Genomic DNA, 20,791 nt, shown 5'->3' with positions numbered 1-20,791 from the left:
TCCCCGCCCCACGGGTCACCCGGACCGGAAGACAACGACCCCCACCCGCAGTGTCCGCACCATCGGTGACCGACCACACGCCAGCAGCCGCATCGACCCCGAAGGAGATCCACGACATGACCAGCCAACTCCCGGCCGCGACCCGTCGGCACGCAGGGGGCACGCGATGAGGGTGCTGCTTCTCGGAGCCAATGGGTTCCTCGGCCGATTCGTCGCCGATCGACTCCTCGCCGACCCCGCCGTGCATCTGACGGCACTCGGCCGGGGCGACGACGCCGACGTCCGCTTCGACCTCGCCGGCGGCAGCCCCGGCGCACTGACCCGTTTCCTGAGCGCCGTCCACCCCGGCGTCGTCATCAACTGCGCGGGTGCGACGCGCGGCGGCGCCCGTGACCTGACCCGCCACAACACCGTCGCCGTCGCCACCGTCTGCGAAGCGCTGCGCCGCAGCGGGTGTGGTGCGCGACTCGTCCAACTCGGCTGCGCCTCCGAGTACGGGCCGTCCCAACAGGGCTCGTCCACCGCGGAGGACGCCATCCCCAGACCGGGCGGCCCCTACGGCGTCAGCAAACTCGCCGCGACCGAGTTGGTGCTCGGCTCCGGCTTGGACGCCGTCGTGCTGCGGGTCTTCTCACCGGTGGGCCCGGGCACCCCGGCCGGTTCCCCCCTGGGCCGTCTCGCCGAGGCGATGCGCCGTGCGATGCAGTCCGGCGACGGTGAGCTCAAGCTCAGCGGGCTCGGCGTGCAGCGCGACTTCGTCGACGTACGGGACGTGGCCAGGGCCGTCCACGCCGCCTCCCTCTCCGCCGCCCAGGGCGTGGTCAACATCGGTACGGGTCGAGCGGTGCGTCTGCGCGACGCGGCGGCCGTCCTCTCCCGGGTCGCCGGATTCGCCGGCGCCCTGCACGAGGTGGACACCCCACCGGGGCGGCCACCGGGAATGGGGATCGGCGCACCGCGCTCCGAATCCGTCCTGGAGCAACTCGGTGCCACCCCGGTGCCCTACCCCGACGGATGTGGCGGCTGGCAGCAGGCCGATGTGCGCACGGCCCGCGACCGGCTCGGCTGGCGGCCCCGCATCAACCTGGAGGAATCCCTGGCGGACATCTGGATGGAGGCGGCATGTCGCATCTGACCGCCGCCGATGCCCGGCTCTCCGCGACGGGGACGGAACAGTTGGGGCTGGGCGTACCCGGCTGTGCACACCCCCTGGTGGCCCCCACGGAGTGGGCGGAACTGTCCCGTCCAGGCACCCCCTTGCACTGGGTGGTGCTGAACGTCGCCAACGGGCCGGGGGACTGCCCCGATCCCCATGGCCTGGCAGCGGCCGGGCGGCTGACCAACGCGGGGGTGCGCGTCCTCGGCCATCTCGACCTGGCCCACGGCCGGCGTCCGCCCGGTGAGGTGATGGCCGACGCACAGCGCTATCTGGAGTGGTACCGGGTGGGCGGCTTCCTCCTCGACCGCTGCCCGACAGACCGCCAGGACCTGCCCGCGGTGCGTAGTACGACGGCGACCTTGGCCGGGCTGTCCGACGGCGGCCATCTGGTCCTCGGGCATGGAACTCACCCCTACCCCGGCTTTCTGGAGGCCGCCGACCAGTTGGTCACCTTCTCGGGCGCCTGGGCCGACTACCGCTGGTCGCAGGTGGCGCAGTGGACGGCGGACCATCCACCGGAGCGTTTCGTCCACCTCGTGCACGGGGTTCCGCGCACACATCTGGAGGAGGCGACCCGCATCGCCCGCTGGCAGGGCGCGGGGACGATCTTCTTCACCGATCGCACGGACCGGCTCGATCGACTCGGTCGCGGGGTGGGCGCGGGCCGACTCGGTCCGGGCCGGTGCTGCGAAGAGACTTACGGGGAGCGGTGGGCGGTGGCTCCGGAGCGCTGGGCGCGAGCCGGTGGCCCACTGCTGCGCGGAGTGCAAACCGGGCAGATATCCCCGTATGACACCCTGCCCGGCTACTGGGACGAATTCGTCTCGCAGATCGGACCGGGTGTCTCGGAATGAGAAGACGCGTGGCAGTGTTACCGGAGAACAACCGTACTGACTTACCGACGCAACGGAGTCCCCGTGTCGCTGCCACCCCTGGTCGAGCCAGCTGCTGAGCTCACCGTCGACGAGGTCCGCAGGTACTCCCGCCACCTGATCATCCCCGACGTCGGGATGGACGGGCAGAAGCGGCTGAAGAACGCCAAGGTGCTCTGTGTGGGCGCCGGCGGCCTCGGGTCGCCGGCCCTGATGTACCTCGCGGCGGCCGGTGTCGGCACCCTCGGCATCGTGGAGTTCGACGAGGTCGACGAGTCGAACCTCCAGCGCCAGATCATCCACAGCCAGGCCGACATCGGCCGCTCCAAGGCCGAGTCCGCCAAGGACTCGGTCCTGGGCATCAACCCGTACGTGAACGTGGTCCTCCACAAGGATCGGCTCGAAGCCGAGAACGTGATGGACATCTTCAGCCAGTACGACCTGATCGTGGACGGCACGGACAACTTCGCCACCCGCTACCTCGTCAACGACGCGTGTGTGCTCCTGAACAAGCCGTACGTCTGGGGCTCGATCTACCGCTTCGACGGCCAGGCTTCCGTCTTCTGGTCCGAGCACGGTCCCTGCTACCGCTGCCTCTACCCCGAGCCCCCGCCGCCGGGCATGGTCCCGAGCTGCGCCGAGGGCGGTGTGCTCGGAGTGCTCTGCGCCTCCGTGGGCTCCATCCAGGTCACCGAGGCGATCAAGGTCCTGACCGGTGTCGGTGACTCCCTGGTCGGCCGTCTGATGATCTACGACGCTCTGGAGATGCAGTACCGCCAGGTCAAGGTGCGCAAGGACCCCAACTGCGCGGTCTGTGGCGAGAACCCCACCGTCACCGAACTGATCGACTACGAGGCGTTCTGCGGTGTGGTGTCCGAGGAGGCCCAGCAGGCCGCCGCCGGCTCCACGATCACTCCGAAGCAGCTCAAGGAGTGGATCGACGACGGCGAGAACATCGAGATCATCGATGTTCGCGAGGTCAACGAGTACGAGATCGTCTCCATCCCGGGCGCGAAGCTGATCCCCAAGAACGAGTTCCTGATGGGGACGGCCCTCCAGAGCCTGCCGCAGGACAAGAAGATCGTCCTGCACTGCAAGACCGGTGTCCGTAGTGCGGAGGTGCTCGCGGTCCTGAAGTCCGCTGGCTTCGCCGACGCGGTGCACGTGGGCGGTGGAGTGATCGGCTGGGTCAACCAGATCGAGCCGAGCAAGCCCATCTACTGATCCACTACTGATTCCCCGCAGAATCCGTCAGGGCTCCGACCGGTCACCGGTCCGGGGCCCTGATCGTTTCCGGGCAGGGGCAGGGGCAGGGGCAGGGGCAGGGGCAGGGGCAGGGGCAGGGGCAGGGGCAGAGGCAGGGGCAGAGGCAGGGCCCCCTGGGGTGGACGCCCCACCGCATCGAAGCCCCCGACTAGGAGCAGATCTTGCCGTCGGCCGGAATCTTCCCGTCCAGCAGATAGTCATCCACGGTGCGGGTCACGCATGAGCTGGTGCCGTAGGCGCCGTGCCCTTCACCCTTGTTGGTCACCAGCACACCCACGCCGGAACCCAACTCGTCCGCCATCCGCCGTGCACCTTCATAGGGGGTCGCGGGGTCGCCCGTGGTCCCTATCACCAGGATCGGATCGGCGCCCTTCGCCGACACCTCCGGGGTCTCCCATGCGCCGGTCACCGGCCAGTCGGCGCACCAGCCCGCGAGGTCCCAGGCCAGATAGGGACCGAAGACCGGCGAGACCTTGGTGAAGTCGGCCAGATGACGGGACCGCACCTCGTCAGCCGTCACCTTCGCCTTGGTGTCGGCGCAGGATATGGCGCGCTGGGAGTGGTCGCGCGTGGTGTACTCGCCGTTCTCGTCCCGCCCGTTGTACGAGTCGGCGAGGGCCAGCAACTGGGCGCCGTCACCCTTCTCCGCCTCGGCCAGTGCGTCCGTCAGATACTGCCACTGGCTCTCCGAGTACAACGGCAGGACGATTCCGGTGAGGGCGAGGCCCTGGGTCAGCTTCCGGCCGCCGCCCGCGGGCATCGGCTCACGGTCCAGCCGGTCCAGCAGCTTCACCACCCGCGCGGTGCCGTCCTTCGCACTGATGTCGCGGCTCTTGAAGTAGTTGTCCAGGGCTCGCTGGAAGCCCAGTGTCTGATTGCGCGCATGGCCCACGTAGTCCGCGCTCGGGTCGACGACGGCGTCCAGGACGAGCCGGCCCACCTTGCCGGGGAACAGATGGGCATAGACGGCGCCCAGTTCCGTGCCGTACGAGAAGCCCAGGTAGTGCAGCTTGTCGTCGCCCAGGACCTGGCGCATCAGATCCATGTCCCGTGCGGCGTTCGACGTGCCCACATGGGGGAGGATCCGGCCCGATATACGGGCGCAACCGGCACCGAAGGCCCGGGAGTCCTTGAGGAACGCCTGCTCCTCCGCCGGGGTGTCCGGAGTGTTGTCCAGACGGAAGCCCGCTTCCGCCTGCTTGCTGTCGCGGCACACCACCGCGGAACTCTCGGCAACACCCCGCGGGTCAAAACTGACCAGGTCGTAACGGCTGTTGAGGGTCTTGAACTCGGCCGCGCTGTTCGGCAGCGCCGCGACGCCCGAGCCGCCCGGCCCACCGAAGTTGAACAGGAGCGATCCGATGCGGCTGCCCGGCTTCTGTGCCTTCGCCCGCACCAGGGCGATGCCGATCGTCTCCCCGGCCGGCTTGCGGTGGTCCAACGGCGCCTTGAGCGTGGCGCACTCCCACCGTTTCTCCGGCTTCTGCGCATAGCTGCCGTACGCCTTCACGGGCGCCTTGCACTTCTTCCAGACGAGCTTCTGTCCGGTCAGCGCAGCCGGCAGTGCTGCCTGTGCGGCAGGACCATCGGTGGTGGGTGCGGCGCTGTCGAGCGTGCTCGGCGCGGTGCTGCTGCCACCGGACCCGGGCGCGCCCTTCGCGGGCGGGTCATCGCTGCATCCCACGACGCCGACCAGCAGCAGTCCCGCCGCTGCCAGCGCGCCCGCGCGCCTGCGCATGGTCCTGTCCACCGAGCCCCCCATGGCCTGTGAGATGTCCCGCCATCCTAGGCGGCGGCACTGACACAACGACCGAGGCCCGCCCGTTGCGCACCACCCCTACCGCCCGTACTGCCTGCAAGGGACGTCACCTCGCACCATCGGGCAGGAACACTTCGCACCAACGGGCAGGATCACACGGCCCGTCGGGAACGGCGATTCCCGGCCCGCGGCGGACCCGCGGCGGACCTGCGGAGTATGTCGAAGGGAGTGGGAGGGGTCAGGTCTCCTTGCACACCGTCCCCGAGGCGGGCACCGTCCCCCGGAGGAGATAGCCGTCCACCGCGCGTTGGACACAACGGTTGCCGCTGTTGTAGGCGCCGTGCCCCTGGCCGTCGTAGGTCAACTCGACGCCCACGCCCTCACCCAGCGCCTCGACCATCGCCCTCGCCCCCTCATAGGGCGTCGCCGGGTCGCCGGTGTTGCCGATGACGACGATCGGCGCGGCCCCCGGCGCGGACACATCGGGCGAACTCCACTCCCCGGCCACGGGCCAGTGCGTGCACCCCAGCATGCCCCAGCCCAGGTAGTCGCCGAAGACGGGTGAGGCGGCACGGAACTCCGGCAGCTTCTCCTTCGTCTGCTCCAGCGAGTATCGCTCCTTGGAGTCGACGCAGTTGATGGCTGCATTGGCGGCACCCGTATTGCTGTAGTGGCCGTTGTCGCTGCGCCCGTTCATGGCATCGGAGAGGGCGAGCAGCAGCGCTCCGTCCCCGCCGTCGGCATCGTCGAGCCCCTGTTCCAGCAGCTCCCAGTACTCGGTGGAGTACAGCGCCTGGGCGATGCCGTTGGTCGCCTGGGTCTGGGTCAGCTTCCGGTCGCCGATACCGGCGATCGGATTCTCGTCCAGCTTCCGGAGCAGTGCCACGATCCCGTCCTGGATCTCCTGTACGGAGGTGCCGGGCAGCAGACATTCATCGCCGCGCGCGATGCAGTTCTCGGCGAAGTTGGTGAGGGCGAGCTGGAATCCTTTGGTCTGCCCCAAGGAGCTCTGCTCCGCGTTCTTCGTCGGGTCGACGACGGCGTCGAACACCGCCCTGCCGACGCTCTTCGGGTAGAGATGGGCATAGACCCCGCCCAGTTCGGTGCCGTACGAGATGCCGAAGTAGTGCAACTTCCCATCGCCGAGCACGCGTCGCATGAGGTCCATGTCGCGGGCGGCGCTGACGGTCCCCACATGGGGCAGCTCCGAACCGGAGTTCTCCTCGCAGGCGTTGGCGTACCCCTTCAGGCTGTTCGTGTACGCCTTCTCCTCGGCCGCATCGTCGGGCGTCGCGTCCTGCGCGTAGAACACGTCCAGTTGACGGTTGTCCTCGCATTCCACCGGCACGCTGCGGCCCACGCCGCGGGGGTCGAAGCTCACCAGGTCGTAGCGGCTGCGCAGGGCCGCGTAGTCGGGGGCGAGGGAGGGCAGGGTGGCGACTCCGGAACCACCGGGACCCCCGAAGTTGAAGATCAACGAGCCGATCCGTTCCTCCTGGTTGATCGCCTGGGCCCGGATGAGGGCGAGTTCGATGGTTTCGCCATCGGGTTTGTCGTAGTCCAGGGGTACGTCCATGAACGAGCACTGCCAGGTCGCACCGCCGGGCAGGGGTGAGGGCGACGGCCCGCCGCCCTCCGCCTCGGACGGAGCCGGGCAGGCCGTCCAGGTGAGCCGTTGGCTGGCGAAGTCGTCCACCGTCGACCGGTCCGACCCGCTGTCACCGTCCTTGCTCCCGCCGTCCGAGCAACCCGCGGCCAGCAGCACGGTCAGGGAAGCGGCGAAGGCGACGGCACGCACGGCTGCGGAAGTGGTCGGCATGACGCCATCGTGCGGTGCGGCGGGCGGCTCCGCCCCCGTTGCGGGCCAAGCGGGTGGTGCGGCGGAGCCCCACCATCCGAGGAATCCGGGAAGGCGACCATCTGCCGCAGTCACCGGCAGCGCTGCCGCCCACCGATTCGATCGGCTGACCCTGCTCACCCGGGCTCACATGCGTACCCGGGCTCACCCGGGCTCGCCCGGTTCTACAGTGCGCCCTTGCGCGTCAGGTGGTTGAACATGAACCACCCCGGCAGCACCGGCAGCCAGAGCGTCAGCGTCCGGTACAGCAGCACCGATGGCGTGGCGACCTCCTTGGGCACCCCGGCGGCGATCAGACCCAGGATCAGCGCGCCTTCGACCGCCCCCACACCACCCGGTGTGGGCGCCGCGGAACCGATGGCATTGCCCGCCAGGAAGACCACGGCAAGGCTTGCGTAGCTCAGCGGCTGGTGCCCGTCGCCGAAGGCCCTGATCGATGCGTCCAGACACATCACGAACGCACCGGTCAGCAGCAGCATCCCGCCGATGCCGGTGAGGAGCTTCCCTGGCCGCTGGAGCACGTCGAGCATCCGGGGCACCACACCGGCGAACAGCGACCGCAGTCGGGTCGCGACGAACTTCCGCAGGAACGGAATCGCCGTCACCACCAGCACCAGCACCGCGACCGTCAGCAGGCCGGCGATCACGGTCCTGGACGGATTGAGGGACGGCGTCTTCTCCGTCCCGGTGAGATAGCCGAACGTGAGCAGTAGCAGGATGTGGGCGCCCAGACCGAAGAGCTGTGACGCCCCCACGCTCGCCACCGCGAGTCCCGGCCGGACCCCCGAACGTTGGAGGAACCGGGTGTTCAAGGCGACACCGCCCACCGCCGCCGGCGCGACGATCTTCACAAAGGAGCCCGCGACCTGCGCCGCCACCGTCCGAGGGAACGGCACCCGCTCGGGCACGAAGCCCAGCAGGCTCATCGCGGCGGCCATGTACGTGAGCGCCGAGAACGCCGCAGCGGCGGCGACCCAGCCCCAGTGCGCATGGCTGAAGTCCGTACCGAAGTCATTGCCCGCGATCTGCGAGAGCAGGAAGTACGCGGCGACGGCGCCGGCGATCAGGCTCACCAGCGTGCGCGGCCGGATGCGCTCCAACCGGACCGGCTCGACCGGGGCCTGCGGCCGGATCAACAGCACCTGATGGCGGATCTGGGTGAGCAGATCCTCCTCCCGCACCTCATCGAGAGCCTCGTCGATGGCCTTCTTGTCGGCCTGCTTCTCCGCCCGCTCCGCTTTGCGCGCAACCTTGGCGTCCTCGTCCTCGGATCTCGCCGATGCCTCGGAGCGGGCCCGCTTGGCGGCGGCCGACGCCTCCAGCGTGGCCTCCCGCTCCCGCTCGGAGCGCTCCCGCGCCAGTTTGCGCAGCGTCGCCCGCGTCGATCGGGTGAGCGCGATCGGCTGGAGCAGCGGCAGACAGTTGGCCACCCGGTCCGGACCGAGGACCTCCAGTGCGGTGGCCACCGCACGTCCGGCCCCCACCCGCAGTCCGATGGTGGTCAGGAGTTGGGCGATGTCCATGCGGAGGACCACATCGCCCGCGGCGATCTCGCCACCGCGGAGATCGGTCAGGATCACCTTGCCGGAACGGTCCACCAAGATGGCGTCACCGTTCAGCCGGCGGTGGGCGATGCGGCGCGACTGCAACGCCTTGACCTGCCGCCACGCCCCCCGCACCACATCATCGGTGATCTCTTCGTCCGTCATCGCGTCCAGCGAACGCCCACCGAGGTGCTCGTACACGAGCATCACGGCGTCCGGCCCCAACTCCGAGGTGGCGATCAGCTTGGGCGCGTTGGCGCCGGCGGCGATCGCCGCGTACGCGAGCAGCGCCTCCTGCTCCAGCGCCTGCCGCAGCGACTGGAGCGAGCGCCGAGTGGTGATCGAACGCAGGGTCAGCCGACGCCACACCCGGTAGAAGAAGCCCTGTGCCTGCTGTTCCCGGTCGACGACCGTGACGTCGAGCGGAGGGCCGTCCTCCAGGGTGACGAGATAGCGCCGACCCCGGTCGTTCTGGTCCGTGCCGGCGCCGTCCTGACGCTGCGGCACCAATTCGGGGACGTCCTCGGCGCGCATCGCCTTGACCGGGTGGAAACCGACGTGGCGCAGTCCCGCCATCAGGGTCTGGCCGGTGGGGCGCACATTGGGCGAGCCGACGGCGTACAGCGTGCCGTAGGCGACCGTCCAGCCGAGCAGCACCGTCAGGATGATCGAGAACGGGGTCGTATAGCCCGCTACCAGCATCGCGAACGCATCCAGCAGCAGCACCACCCACAGGACCACCCGCCAACGCGGTCTTCGGGCCATGCCGACCGCGGTCATATAGGCGATGACGGGTGCCAGATAGCCATGGACCGGATCGGTCAGTCCGCCGTTGGTCTGGGTCTGGGTGAGGGCGTCCTGAAGGGTCCCCGGGGCGGCCCGGGCGACCCAGAGGTCGGTGGCCAGCGTGACCCCGTGCGCGAGCACGGCGGCGAGCACGCCATCGGCGATCCGCAGCCCGTCCCGTTTGATCAGGCGTTCGATGGCGAAGGCGACGGGGACCAGCAGCACGGCGATGCTGGAGACCAGACCGGCGATCTTCACCAGGAGGTCGGGAGCCTGCCCGGTGCCCTTGCTGATGTCGTGTTCCAGCCCGGACGTGGTGCCACTGGCGAAGGCGGCGATGGCGAGCACCACGGCGATGGCGAGCACGCCGATGAGCAGGCGCAGCAGGTCGGAAGGCCGGTGTACACGGGCGGCGAGCAGTGGCTCATCGCCTGAGACCCGGTCGACGCCGCCGATGTCCGGTGCGTCCCTGCACACGTCGTCCGCGGGGTCGCCCTGGTCGTTCGACAGCTTGTCCGCGGTGGGCGCGCCGTCCTCGGTGGCAGGCCCGGACGGTCGTTCCTGCGGCGCCGAACGGTGGCTCCCGGCGGTCGGCTGTTCCGAGTCGCCCGTCGGTGAATCGCCCGCCAATGAATCGTCCGTCGGCGAGTGGACCGGCGACAGCGGGCCGGGCCCCTCGTCGCCCGACGCCCTGTCGGAACCGTGCGGATCTTCCACCCTGTCGAGCCCCTTGGACGGAACGGATGCGTCCGGGTACGCCTCGGTCTCAGGGATGCCCGCCGCCCCACCTGGCTGCACGCCCTGCTCCTCGGTCGTCTCGGTCTCTTCTTGATCTCGTATCACCAGTCACCGCCCGCACGATGGTGGCACGACCTGAGGACAGAGCGGGGAATCAGGGTGTATCGCGGGGAGATGAACCGGGTGATACGGAGCACTTCATCGAATGCTGACCATTGTCCACCCCCGCCGTCCCTCCTGCGGTTTATCCACAGGTACCCCGAAGGCTGTCGGTGGGGTGCGGCAGGATGGGAGGGGTGGAAGAGCTGTCGCACCGCGAACAACCCGAACATCCCGAGTATGGCGAACACCCTGATCACTCCGAGTACCCCGAATACGCCGAGCGGGTGCTCGATGTCGTCGAGCTGATCCCGCCCGGTCGGGTGATGACCTACGGCGACATCGCGGAGTGGCTCGAAGAAGGCGGCCCGCGCCAGGTGGGTCGCGCGATGGCCCTGTACGGCGGGGCGGTGGCCTGGTGGCGCGTCGTCCGGGCGGACGGCACCTTGCTGCCCGGCCACGAGCAGGAGGCCATGATGGCCTACCGCAGCGAGGGCACACCCCTGCGCCAGGCCCCGGTCAGCGCGGAGGGGCATCTGCCCCGCCTCGACATGAAGCGCGCCCGATGGGACGGCGGAAGCGGTGGTGACGATGCTCACGGTGAACCGCCGACGGCCGATGGCGCCGCGGCGGCGTCGGCCAGCGGCGCACCCCAAGCGGGCCCGCACGACGTCACCACGGCGCCCGGGAGCAGCCGGCGCCCGAGCGGGACGGGCGCCGGAGCCCGCACACCGGCCCGCGGCGCGGGCCGCAGCGGCGCGACGGGCGGAGGCCGCCACGGCAACGGCTGACCCAGTGCCACACCCCCCTACACGGTAGGCATCAGGCGGCGTAGCGTCGTCGACGCGCGGCACCGGCCGCTCCGTCATCACCAGCACACCCACCAGGACCGGCGATCCACGTGAGCTCCTCCTCCACCACCGGGAATCCCCCGTACCAGCGACAGGTACGGCGGCGGACCCCGGGCGCATACCGACTGGTGCGGACGCAGCCGGGCACGGTGGGCCCCCCTGTGCTGGACGCCGCACAGCGCGCGGTGGTTGACCACGACTCCGGCCCACTGCTGGTCCTCGCAGGTCCGGGAACGGGTAAAACCACCACACTCGTGGAGGCCGTGGCCAAGAAGGTGGCCGAGGGCACCGACCCGGAACGCATCCTCGTCCTCACCTTCAGCCGCAAGGCCGCGGTCGAACTGCGCGATCGCATGGCACTGCGTCTCGGCTCCACCCGCGGCCCGCAGGCCACGACGTTCCACTCCTTCTGCTACGCACTGGTCCGCGCCCACCAGGACTCCGACCTGTTCGCGGAACCCCTGCGGCTGCTGTCCGGCCCGGAGCAGGACGTGGCCGTACGAGAACTGCTCACCGGGCAGCTGGACCTGGAGGCCCGCGGACTGGCCCGCCATCACTGGCCCGACGAACTACGGGCCTGTCTGACGACCCGCGGATTCGCCGACGAGGTCCGCGCGGTGCTGGCGCGCAGCCGTGAACTGGGCCTCGGACCCACGTCCCTGGCCAGCTTCGCCGCCCGCACGGGCCGCCCGGACTGGCGGGCCGCCGCCTCCTTCCTCGCCGAGTACCTGGACGTCCTCGACATGCAGGGCGTCCTGGACTACGCCGAACTGGTCCACCGTGCCGTGCTCCTCGCCGAGCGCACGGCCTCGCCGCACGCCTTCCCGTACGAGGCGGTGTTCGTCGACGAGTACCAGGACACGGATCCCTCACAGGTGCGACTGCTCCGGGCGCTCGCGGGCGGTGGGCGCACCCTGGTCGCCTTCGGCGACCCCGACCAGTCGATCTACGCCTTCCGCGGCGCCGACGTCAACGGCATCCTCAACTTCCCCGACGCCTTCCCGCAGCGTGACGGGACCCCGGCGAAGGTGGCGGTCCTCGACCGGTCCCGCCGCAGCGGAGCGAAACTGTTGGCAGCGACCCGACTGCTCACCCGACGGATGCCGCTGACGCAACTGCCAGCCGACAAGGTGCGGGCCCACCGGGATCTCGAATCCACCCGAGGCGGCGGCAGGGTCGAGGCTTACACCTTCCCGACCGCCTCCACGGAACTCGACAACATCGCCGACATCCTGCGCCGGGCCCATCTGGAGGACGGGGTCCCCTGGCATGAGATGGCGGTCCTCGCCCGTGCCGGAAGCCGTACCCTCCCGTCCATTCGACGCGCCCTGACCTCGGCGGGCGTCCCCCTCGAAGTGGACGGGGCGGATGTGCCCCTGCGCCATGAACCGGCGGTGGCGCCCCTGCTGACCGCTCTGCGCGTGGTGGCGAGTGCCGCCGGAACCACGCCGACGGCACCGCACGAGCGGCAGGAGCCCCAGGAGCCGGAGGAGCCGCAGGAACCAACGGCACCGCACGAGCCGATCGCGCTGACCGAGAGCACCGAGCCGTACGAGCCCATCGAGGAGTCCGACGACCGCCCCGCCCATCCCGACGACGCCCCCCCGCCCTGGCTGGACGTCGACACCGCACTCACCCTCCTCGCCTCCCCGCTCGCCGGCATGGACACCGCCGACCTGCGCCGCCTCGGCCGGGCCCTGCGCGACGAGGAGCGCGCCGCGGGAAACCGCGTACCACCGCCGTCCGACCTCCTCCTCGCCCGTGCACTCGCCGAGCCCGAACGACTGGTCGCGCACGACCCCTCGTACGCACGCAGGGCACAGGAACTCGGCCGACTCCTGCACCAGGCGCGGAAACTCCTCGAACGGGGAGGCACCGCGGAGGAGGCCCTGTGGGAACTGTGGAGCGGCACCACCTGGCCGGCCAGGCTGGAGCGGGCCGCCCTGCGCGGCGGCGCCGCCGGCCGTAACGCGGACCGGGACCTGGACGCCGTGTGCGCCCTGTTCGACACGGCGGCCCGCGCCGAAGAACGCACCGGAGGCCGCGGCGCCCTGAACTTCATCGAGGAGATCGAGGCCCAGGACATCGCCGCCGACACCCTCACCGGCCGGGAGACCAGGCCCGACGCCGTACGACTGATGACCGCACACCGTTCCAAGGGCCTCGAATGGGGCCTCGTCGTCATCGCCGGCGTGCAGGAAGGACTCTGGCCCGACCTTCGGCGCCGCGGCTCCCTCCTGGAAGCCGACCGCATCGGCCGCGACGGACTCGCCGAACCCCTGACCCCGGGCGCCCTCCTCGCCGAGGAACGCCGACTGTTCTACGTCGCCGCCACCCGCGCCCGCGACCGGCTGGTCGTCACCGCGGTCAAGGCACCCGCCGACGACGGCGACCAGCCCTCCCGGTTCCTCACCGAACTCGGCGAGGAACCGCACGACATCACCGGCCGCCCCCGCCGCCCCCTCGCCGTCGCCGCGCTCGTCGCCGAACTGCGCGCCACCACCGTCGACCCCGAGGCGACCCCGACCCTCCGGGACGCCGCGGCCCACCGGCTCGCACGGCTCGCCGCCCTCACCGACGACGAGAGCATGCCGCTCGTCCCCTCGGCACACCCCGACCGCTGGTGGGGCCTCGACGAGCCCACCCGCAGCCAGGTCCCCCTGCGCGACCGGGACCAACCCGTCACCCTCTCCGGCAGCGCCCTGGACCAGCTCGCTAACACCTGCGCCCTCCAGTGGTTCCTGGGCCGAGAGGTGAAGGCCGACGCCCCGGCCACCGCCGCCCAGGGCTTCGGGAACGTCATCCACGTACTCGCCGACGAAGTCGCATCCGGTCGCACCCCCGCCGATCTCGCCGTCCTCATGGAACGCCTCGACTCCGTCTGGGACGGTCTCGTCTTCGACGCGCCCTGGAAGTCGCAGCAGGAGAAGCAACACGCCCGCGACGCCCTGGAACGCTTCCTGCGCTGGCATGTGATGGACCGCGCAGGCCGCACCGCCGCCGCCACCGAACAGGACTTCTCCGTCACCCTGGAAGCGGGGGAGTACGAGGTGCGCATCCGAGGCTCCATGGACCGCGTCGAACGCGACGCCGAAGGCCGTGCGTACGTCGTCGACTTCAAGACGGGCAAACAGGCACCCACCGGCGACGCCGTGGCCCGCCACCCCCAGCTCGCCGTCTACCAGCTCGCCGTACGCGAAGGCGCGCTCGACGAGGTCTTCGACGGGAACCGGCCCGATTCCGGCGGCGCCGAACTCGTCCATCTGCGCCAGGGCGCCCCCAAGAGGGAGGGCGGTGACGCACTGCCCAAGGTCCAGGCGCAGGAACCGCTCGCGGGGGAGTGGGTCGGCGAACTCCTCGCCACCGCCGCCGGTCGCGTACTCGACGAGCGCTTCACCCCTTCCACCGGACAGCACTGCACCGCCTGCGCCTTCCGGGCCTCGTGCAGCGCCCGCCCGGAGGGTCGACACATCATCGACTGAGCCGCGTGGGCCGTGTGGGCCGTGTGGGCCGTGTGGGCCGTGTGAGCCATGCGGCCGAGGCGGCCTGGGCGGCCGGAGTGACCTGTGTTGTGACCGGGCTTACCCTCCACCGTGCCGGCATGCGCCCGCACCCACCGCACCGCAGGGGCTTCCCGGGACCGACTGTCACCGGCGCCCGTTAGCCTCATTCGTTGTGACCGCGCGCCTGACCGACCCCGAACAGCTCAAGGAGCTCCTCGGCATCCCCTTCACCCCGGAGCAGACGGCCTGTATCACCGCGCCGCCCGCCCCGCAGGTCATCGTGGCCGGAGCCGGCTCGGGGAAGACGACGGTCATGGCCGCCCGCGTGGTCTGGCTCGTCGGCACCGGCCAGGTCGCACCCGAACAGGTCCTCGGGCTCACCTTCACCAACAAGGCCGCCGGCGAGCTCGCCGAACGCGTCCGCAAGGCCCTCGTCCAAGCCGGCGTCACCGATCCCGACATCATCGACCCCGACCACCCCCCGGGCGAGCCCCGGATCTCCACGTACCACGCATTCGCCGGACAACTGCTCACCGACCACGGACTACGCATCGGGCTGGAACCCACCGCCCGACTGCTCGCCGACGCCACCCGCTTCCAGCTCGCCGCCCGCGTCCTGCGCGAGGCCCCCGGCCCCTACCCGTCCCTGACGCGCTCCTTCCCCCTGCTGGTCAGCGATCTGCTGGCCCTCGACGCCGAGCTGTCCGAGCACCTCGTCGAGCCGGAAGACCTCGCCGCGTACGACACCGAACTGCTCCGCGACCTCGACCACGGCACCCTCTCCAACGCAGACCTCCGCAAGATCCCCGAGACCGCCGCCGCCCGCCGTGAGCTCCTCGAACTGACCCTTCGCTACCGCGCCGCGAAGAGCACCCGCGAACTCCTCGACTTCGGCGACCAGATCGCGCTCTCCGCCCGCCTGGCCCTCACCAGACCCGCCGTGGGGGCGACGCTCAGGAACGAGTTCCGGGTCGTTCTGCTCGACGAGTACCAAGACACCTCCGTCGCCCAAAGGCTCCTCCTCTCCGGACTCTTCGGCCAGCGCACCGGCCACGCAGTGACCGCGGTCGGCGACCCCTGCCAAGCCATCTACGGCTGGCGCGGAGCCTCCGTCGCCAACCTCGACGACTTCCCCGACCACTTCGCCGCCGCGGACGGCACCCCCGCCACCCGGTACTCGCTCAGTGAGAACCGCCGCAGCGGCGGCCGGCTCCTCCACCTCGCCAACGACCTCGCCACCCCCCTGCGGGCCATGCACGAAGGCGTCGAAGCCCTACGGCCCGCGCCGGGAGCCGAGCGGGACGGATCGGTCCGCATCGCCCTGCTCCCCTCCCACGCCCAGGAGATCGACTGGCTCGCCGACTCCATCGCCCATCTCGTCCGCACCGGCAAGTCGCCCGGCGAGATAGCGGTGCTGTGCCGTACGGCCGCCGACTTCCCCGAAATCCAGGGCGCCCTGGTCGCCAGGGACATTCCCGTAGAAGTCGTCGGACTGTCCGGACTGCTCCACCTCCCCGAAGTCGCCGACCTCGTCGCCGTCTGCGAAGTCCTCCAGGACCCCGGGGCGAACGCCTCGCTCGTCCGGCTCCTCACCGGCCCGCGCTGGCGCATCGGCGCCCGCGACCTCGCCCTCCTCGGACGCCGCGCCCGACTGCTCGTGCACCGCGCCACCGCCGACGACCACGACCCGGACGAGCGCCTCGCCGCGGCCGTCGAGGGCACCGACCCGGCCGAGGTCACCTCCCTGGCCGACGCCCTCGACACCTTCCTCGACGCCGGCGGAGGCCACCCGGAGGACGGTCTGCCGTTCTCGGCCGAGGCCCGACGCCGCTTCGCCCGCCTCGCCGCCGAACTGCGCGAACTCAGACGAGCCCTCGCCGACCCCCTCATGGACGTGCTCCACCGCGTCCTCGGCACGACCGGCCTCGACGTGGAACTGTCCGCGTCCCCCCATGCACTCGCCGCCCGCCGCCGCGAGACCCTCGGCAACTTCCTCGACGTCGCGGCCGGCTTCGCCGCCCTCGACACGGACAGCACCCTCCTCGCCTTCCTCGCCTTCCTGCGCACGTCCGCGCAGTACGAGAAGGGCCTGGACAACGCGCTGCCCGGAGGCGAGAACACCGTCAAAGTGCTCACCGCCCACAAGTCGAAGGGCCTGGAGTGGGACGTGGTCGCCGTGCCGGGACTCGTCGCCAAGCACTTCCCCAGCGATCAGCCGCGCGAGGCGTGGACCGCACACGCCCGGGTGCTGCCCCACGCGCTCCGCGGGGACGCGGCGACCCTCCCCGACCTCGGCTCCTGGGACGCCAAGGGGATCAAAGCCTTCAAGGACGCCATGAAGGCCCACCAGCACACCGAAGAGCTCCGCCTCGGCTATGTCACCTTCACTCGACCCCGTTCGCTGCTCCTGGCCTCGGGCCACTGGTGGGGCCCCACCCAGAAGCGCAAACGCGGACCCTCGGCCTTCCTGGAAGCCCTGTACGAACACTGCGCCCAGGGCCACGGTGACATCGAGGCATGGGCGGACACACCGCCGGCAGACCTGGAGAACCCCGTCCTCCAGGAGTCAGGACCGGAGCGGGCCTGGCCGCTCCCCCTGGACGCGGACTCCCTGGTCCGCCGACGCCACGCCGCCGATCTCGTACGGGCCCACCTCGCTTCCGCCACGCACGATCACGACCCCCGGGACACCCGGTCGCACCGCGACCCCGAGCCCCCGTACCCCGAACAGTCCAGGCGCACCCACGTCGACGCCCCGGCACCTGCCGCCGTCGAAGACGACCTCTTCCCCGCCGGATGGGAAGAACCCGACCCGTACACACCCGATCCCTACGAGCCCACCCCCGATGAGGACGAGCCGTACGACACCAGCCCGTACGCGGGGACACCTGACGACGACGTGCCGCACGACGAAGTCGCGCCGCCGCGACCGGAGAGGCACCCGACCGGGAGCGAGCAGGCCGAAGAACACGAGACCGAGGGCGCATCCGATGCCCCCGCACCCGAGCCACACCACGCGGACGGCGCCCACCCCCGCCAGACCGGCCGGGACCGGCGTGACCTTCCCCACCCCCGACGAGAAGCCGAGGCCACCACCCCGGAGGAAGCCCGCGCCATCGCCTCCTGGGACCGCGACCTCCAGGCCCTCACCCGTGAACTCCAACGCTCCCGCTCGACCACACGGACCGTCCCGCTCCCCGCATCGCTCACCGCCTCCCAGCTGATGCGGCTGGCCGCCGACCCCGACGGATTCGCCCAGGACCTGGCCCGGCCCATGCCCCGCCCGCCCCAGCCCGCAGCCCGACGCGGCACCCGATTCCACGCCTGGGTGGAATCCCGCTTCGAGGAGCTCCCCCTGCCCATGCTCGGCCCCGAAGAACTCCCCGGCGCCGACCCGGACGACCACGGCACCGATCACTCCGAGATCACCGACGAGCACGACCTCGCCGCCCTCAAGGAAGCGTTCGAACGCACCCCCTACGCCCGCCGCACACCCCACCGCATGGAATCGCCCTTCCAGATCACCCTCGCCGGCCGGGTCATCCGGGGCCGCATCGACGCCGTCTACCGCACCACCGCCACCACTCCGGACGGGCTGACCACCCATGCGTACGAGATCGTGGACTGGAAGACCAGCCGCACCCTCACGGCCGACCCCCTCCAACTCGCCATCTACCGCCTCGCCTGGGCCGAGCAGCACGGCCTCGCCCCGGACGCCGTCGAAGCGGCCTTCGTCTTCGTACGCAGCGGAGAGGTCGTACGCCCCCAGGCCCTGCCCGACCGCGCCGACCTGGAACGCATCCTGCTGGGCGAGACGGCGGAGGAAGGGCTCACCGACGCCCGTTAGGCTCACTGATATGAGCGACACCCCGGACAGCGCCGTCCGCCAGTACATCGAGCAGCACCGCGTCGCCTTCCTCGACGACCTGGTGGAATGGCTGCGCATCCCCTCCGTTTCGGCCCAGCCCGAACACGCGGCGGACGTCCGGCGCAGCGCCGACTGGCTCGCGACCAAGCTGCGCGAGACGGGATTCCCCACCGTCGAGGTGTGGACGACACCGGGTGCGCCCGCGGTGTTCGCCGAATGGCCGTCGCAGAACCCCGACGCACCCACCGTCCTCGTCTACGGCCACCACGACGTCCAACCCGCGGCACCCGAGGACGGCTGGCACAGCGACCCCTTCGAGCCGCGCGCCGAAGCGGGCAGGCTGTACGGCCGCGGTGCCGCGGACGACAAGGGCCAGGTCTTCTTCCACACCCTCGGCGTTCGGGCGCACCTCGCGAGCACCGGCCGCAGCGCGCCCGACGTCCATCTCAAACTCCTCATCGAAGGCGAGGAGGAGTCCGGGTCCCCGAACTTCCGCTCGCTCATCGAGAGCGCTAAGGACCGCCTCGCCGCCGACACGGTGATCGTGTCGGACACCGGCATGTGGTCGCCCACCACCCCCACGGTCTGCACCGGAATGCGCGGCCTCGCCGAGTGCGAGGTGGAACTGCACGGCCCCGACCAGGACATCCACTCGGGATCGTTCGGCGGCGCCGTACCCAACCCGGCGACCATTGCGGCCCGGATCGCCGGCTCCCTCCACGACGCCGACGAACGCGTCGCCATCCCCGGTTTCTACGACGACGTCACCCCGCTCACCGATGCCGAACGGGCGCTGTTCGCGAAGCTGCCGTTCGACGAAGCCGCCTGGCTGGCCACCGCGGGCTCGCACGCCACGCTGGGCGAGGCCGGCTACTCCACCCTGGAACGCATCTGGGCCCGCCCCACCGCAGAGGTGAACGGAATCGGCGGCGGCTACCAAGGCCCGGGCGGCAAGACGATCATCCCCGCGTCCGCCCGGCTGAAGCTCACGTTCCGCCTGGTCGCCGGGCAGGACCCCGACGCGATCGAAGTGGCGGTCAGCCGCTGGATCACCAACCTCATCCCGGACGGCATCCGCTTCGACATCGGATTCGCCCCCTCCACCCGCCCCTGCCTGACCCCGCTCGACCATCCGGCACTCCAGTCGGTCGTCCGCGCCATGAGCCGAGCCTTCGACGGACAGCAGATCCTCTTCACCCGCGAAGGCGGCTCCGGCCCCGCGGCCGACCTCCAGGACGTCCTCGGCGCGCCCGTGCTCTTCCTGGGCATCTCCGTACCTTCCGACGGCTGGCACGCACCCAACGAAAAGGTCGAGGTGGACCTCCTGCTCAAGGGTGTCGAGACGGCCGCACACCTGTGGAGCGACCTCGCCACCCACAGCTGATCCGCGCAGAACCGAATCCCGATCCACCGGGGGAGATGGAAGTACGTGAGCACTAACGGCCATGCACCTGCGGACCGCACCGAAGAACCGGACCGCACCGATCGCGCGGACCGTGGCGAACACCAGGGCCCGACCGCGCCCGTGAGCCTCACCGCGCCCAGCGGAATCGACCGCCAGGCACACCACCGGCTCGACGAGGCATGGCTGGCGGCAGCCTGGAGCCACCCGACCACCAGGGTGTTCGTGGTCTGCGGCGGCCAGGCACTGATCGACGACACCCCCGACGGCCGCACCGAACTGGTGATGACCCCGGCCTTCGAAGCCCCCGTCACCGAGACCCACCGATACTTCCTCGGCACCGACGAGGACGGCGTGCGCTACTTCGCCCTCCAGAAGGACGCTCTCCCCGGCCGGATCGACCAGTCAGCCCGCCCGGCCGGACTGCGCGAAGCCGGACTGTTGCTCTCCCCGCGCGACACGGCGCTCCTGGTCCACGCGGTCGCCCTGGAGAACTGGCAGCGGCTGCACCGCTTCTGCTCCCGCTGCGGCGACCGGACCGTCATCGCCGCCGCGGGTCACATCCGCCGCTGCCAGGCGTGCGGCGCCGAGCACTACCCGCGGACCGACCCGGCTGTGATCATGCTCGTCACCGACGAGGACGACCGGGCACTCCTCGGACGCCAGCTGCACTGGCCCGAAGGGCGCTTCTCCACCCTCGCCGGCTTCGTCGAACCCGGCGAATCCATCGAACAGTCCGTACGTCGGGAAGTGTGGGAGGAGGCCGGGGTCACCGTCGGCGAGGTCGAGTACGTCGCCAGCCAGCCCTGGCCCTTCCCCTCCAGCCTGATGCTCGGCTTCACCGCCCGCGCCACCTCGTCCGACATCACCGTCGACGGCGAAGAACTGCACGAGGCCCGCTGGTTCTCCCGGGACGACCTGCGCAAGGCATTCGAGTCCGGCGAGGTGCTCCCGCCGTACGGCATCTCCATCGCTGCCCGGTTGATCGAACGGTGGTACGGCCAGCCGCTGCCCAGGCCCGGCAGCGGACTCTGACCTCGCCTTTCCCACGCAGCAGCCGGCCCGGACCCGACCGACGGACGGGTG

The 20,791-nt window shown here is 70.8% G+C and carries 10 protein-coding genes and 1 pseudogene; 8 read left to right on the top strand and 3 right to left on the bottom strand.

What is annotated here, in order from left to right; translation table 11 throughout:
* Positions 1-166: 166 nt before the first annotated feature.
* From ACFXJL_RS02490 to moeZ, 3 genes are all read left to right on the top strand, one after another.
* Entirely contained in the window at positions 167-1,135 is a 969-nt protein-coding gene (locus ACFXJL_RS02490; RefSeq protein WP_358876140.1) for an NAD-dependent epimerase/dehydratase family protein, read from the top strand.
* Positions 1,123-2,013 carry a spherulation-specific family 4 protein gene (locus ACFXJL_RS02485; protein WP_384688569.1) on the top strand — a complete coding sequence of 297 codons (891 nt, stop codon included), beginning with the start codon at positions 1,123-1,125 and terminating at the stop codon, positions 2,011-2,013. The genes ACFXJL_RS02490 and ACFXJL_RS02485 overlap by 13 nt, the downstream gene beginning before the upstream one ends.
* Positions 2,014-2,076: 63 nt before the next feature.
* On the top strand, positions 2,077-3,255 hold the full coding sequence (gene moeZ / locus ACFXJL_RS02480) for an adenylyltransferase/sulfurtransferase MoeZ (protein WP_329023070.1): 1,179 nt from the start codon (positions 2,077-2,079) through the stop codon (positions 3,253-3,255).
* A gap of 190 nt (positions 3,256-3,445) precedes the next feature.
* On the opposite strand, the gene ACFXJL_RS02475 is transcribed toward moeZ, so the two are convergent.
* The 3 genes from ACFXJL_RS02475 to ACFXJL_RS02465 all read right to left on the bottom strand — a co-directional run bounded on the left by ACFXJL_RS02475 (position 3,446) and on the right by ACFXJL_RS02465 (position 10,042).
* Entirely contained in the window at positions 3,446-5,035 is a 1,590-nt protein-coding gene (locus tag ACFXJL_RS02475; protein WP_384631339.1) for an alpha/beta hydrolase, read from the bottom strand.
* A gap of 259 nt (positions 5,036-5,294) precedes the next feature.
* Positions 5,295-6,875, bottom strand: coding sequence for an alpha/beta hydrolase (locus tag ACFXJL_RS02470; protein WP_384688565.1), 1,581 nt, complete (start codon positions 6,873-6,875; stop codon positions 5,295-5,297).
* Between the two features lie 203 nt (positions 6,876-7,078).
* Positions 7,079-10,042 carry a lysylphosphatidylglycerol synthase domain-containing protein gene (locus tag ACFXJL_RS02465; protein WP_384688562.1) on the bottom strand — a complete coding sequence of 988 codons (2,964 nt, stop codon included), beginning with the start codon at positions 10,040-10,042 and terminating at the stop codon, positions 7,079-7,081.
* Positions 10,043-10,269: 227 nt separating this feature from the next.
* Between ACFXJL_RS02465 and ACFXJL_RS02460 the strand changes: the two are divergent.
* The 5 genes and pseudogenes from ACFXJL_RS02460 to nudC form a co-directional block, all read left to right on the top strand.
* Positions 10,270-10,659, top strand: a pseudogene (locus ACFXJL_RS02460) (MGMT family protein); the annotation flags it as partial.
* Positions 10,660-10,982: 323 nt separating this feature from the next.
* Positions 10,983-14,414 (top strand): ATP-dependent helicase, encoded by a 3,432-nt coding sequence (locus ACFXJL_RS02455; RefSeq protein ID WP_384688559.1) that lies wholly within the window; start codon positions 10,983-10,985, stop codon positions 14,412-14,414.
* A gap of 193 nt (positions 14,415-14,607) precedes the next feature.
* Positions 14,608-18,282 (top strand): UvrD-helicase domain-containing protein, encoded by a 3,675-nt coding sequence (locus ACFXJL_RS02450; protein WP_384688556.1) that lies wholly within the window; start codon positions 14,608-14,610, stop codon positions 18,280-18,282.
* A 10-nt stretch (positions 18,283-18,292) separates the two neighbouring features.
* A complete protein-coding gene (locus tag ACFXJL_RS02445; RefSeq protein ID WP_358876132.1) occupies positions 18,293-19,687 on the top strand; it encodes a dipeptidase in 1,395 nt (464 codons plus the stop codon).
* Between the two features lie 141 nt (positions 19,688-19,828).
* Entirely contained in the window at positions 19,829-20,740 is a 912-nt protein-coding gene (gene nudC, locus ACFXJL_RS02440) for an NAD(+) diphosphatase (RefSeq protein ID WP_384631874.1), read from the top strand.
* The last annotated feature ends 51 nt before the right edge of the window (positions 20,741-20,791 follow it).

It is taken from the genome of Streptomyces sp. NPDC059256, assembly GCF_042753785.1.
GTDB lineage: Bacteria > Actinomycetota > Actinomycetes > Streptomycetales > Streptomycetaceae > Streptomyces.
This window is presented reverse-complemented; position numbering and strand designations above follow the sequence as displayed.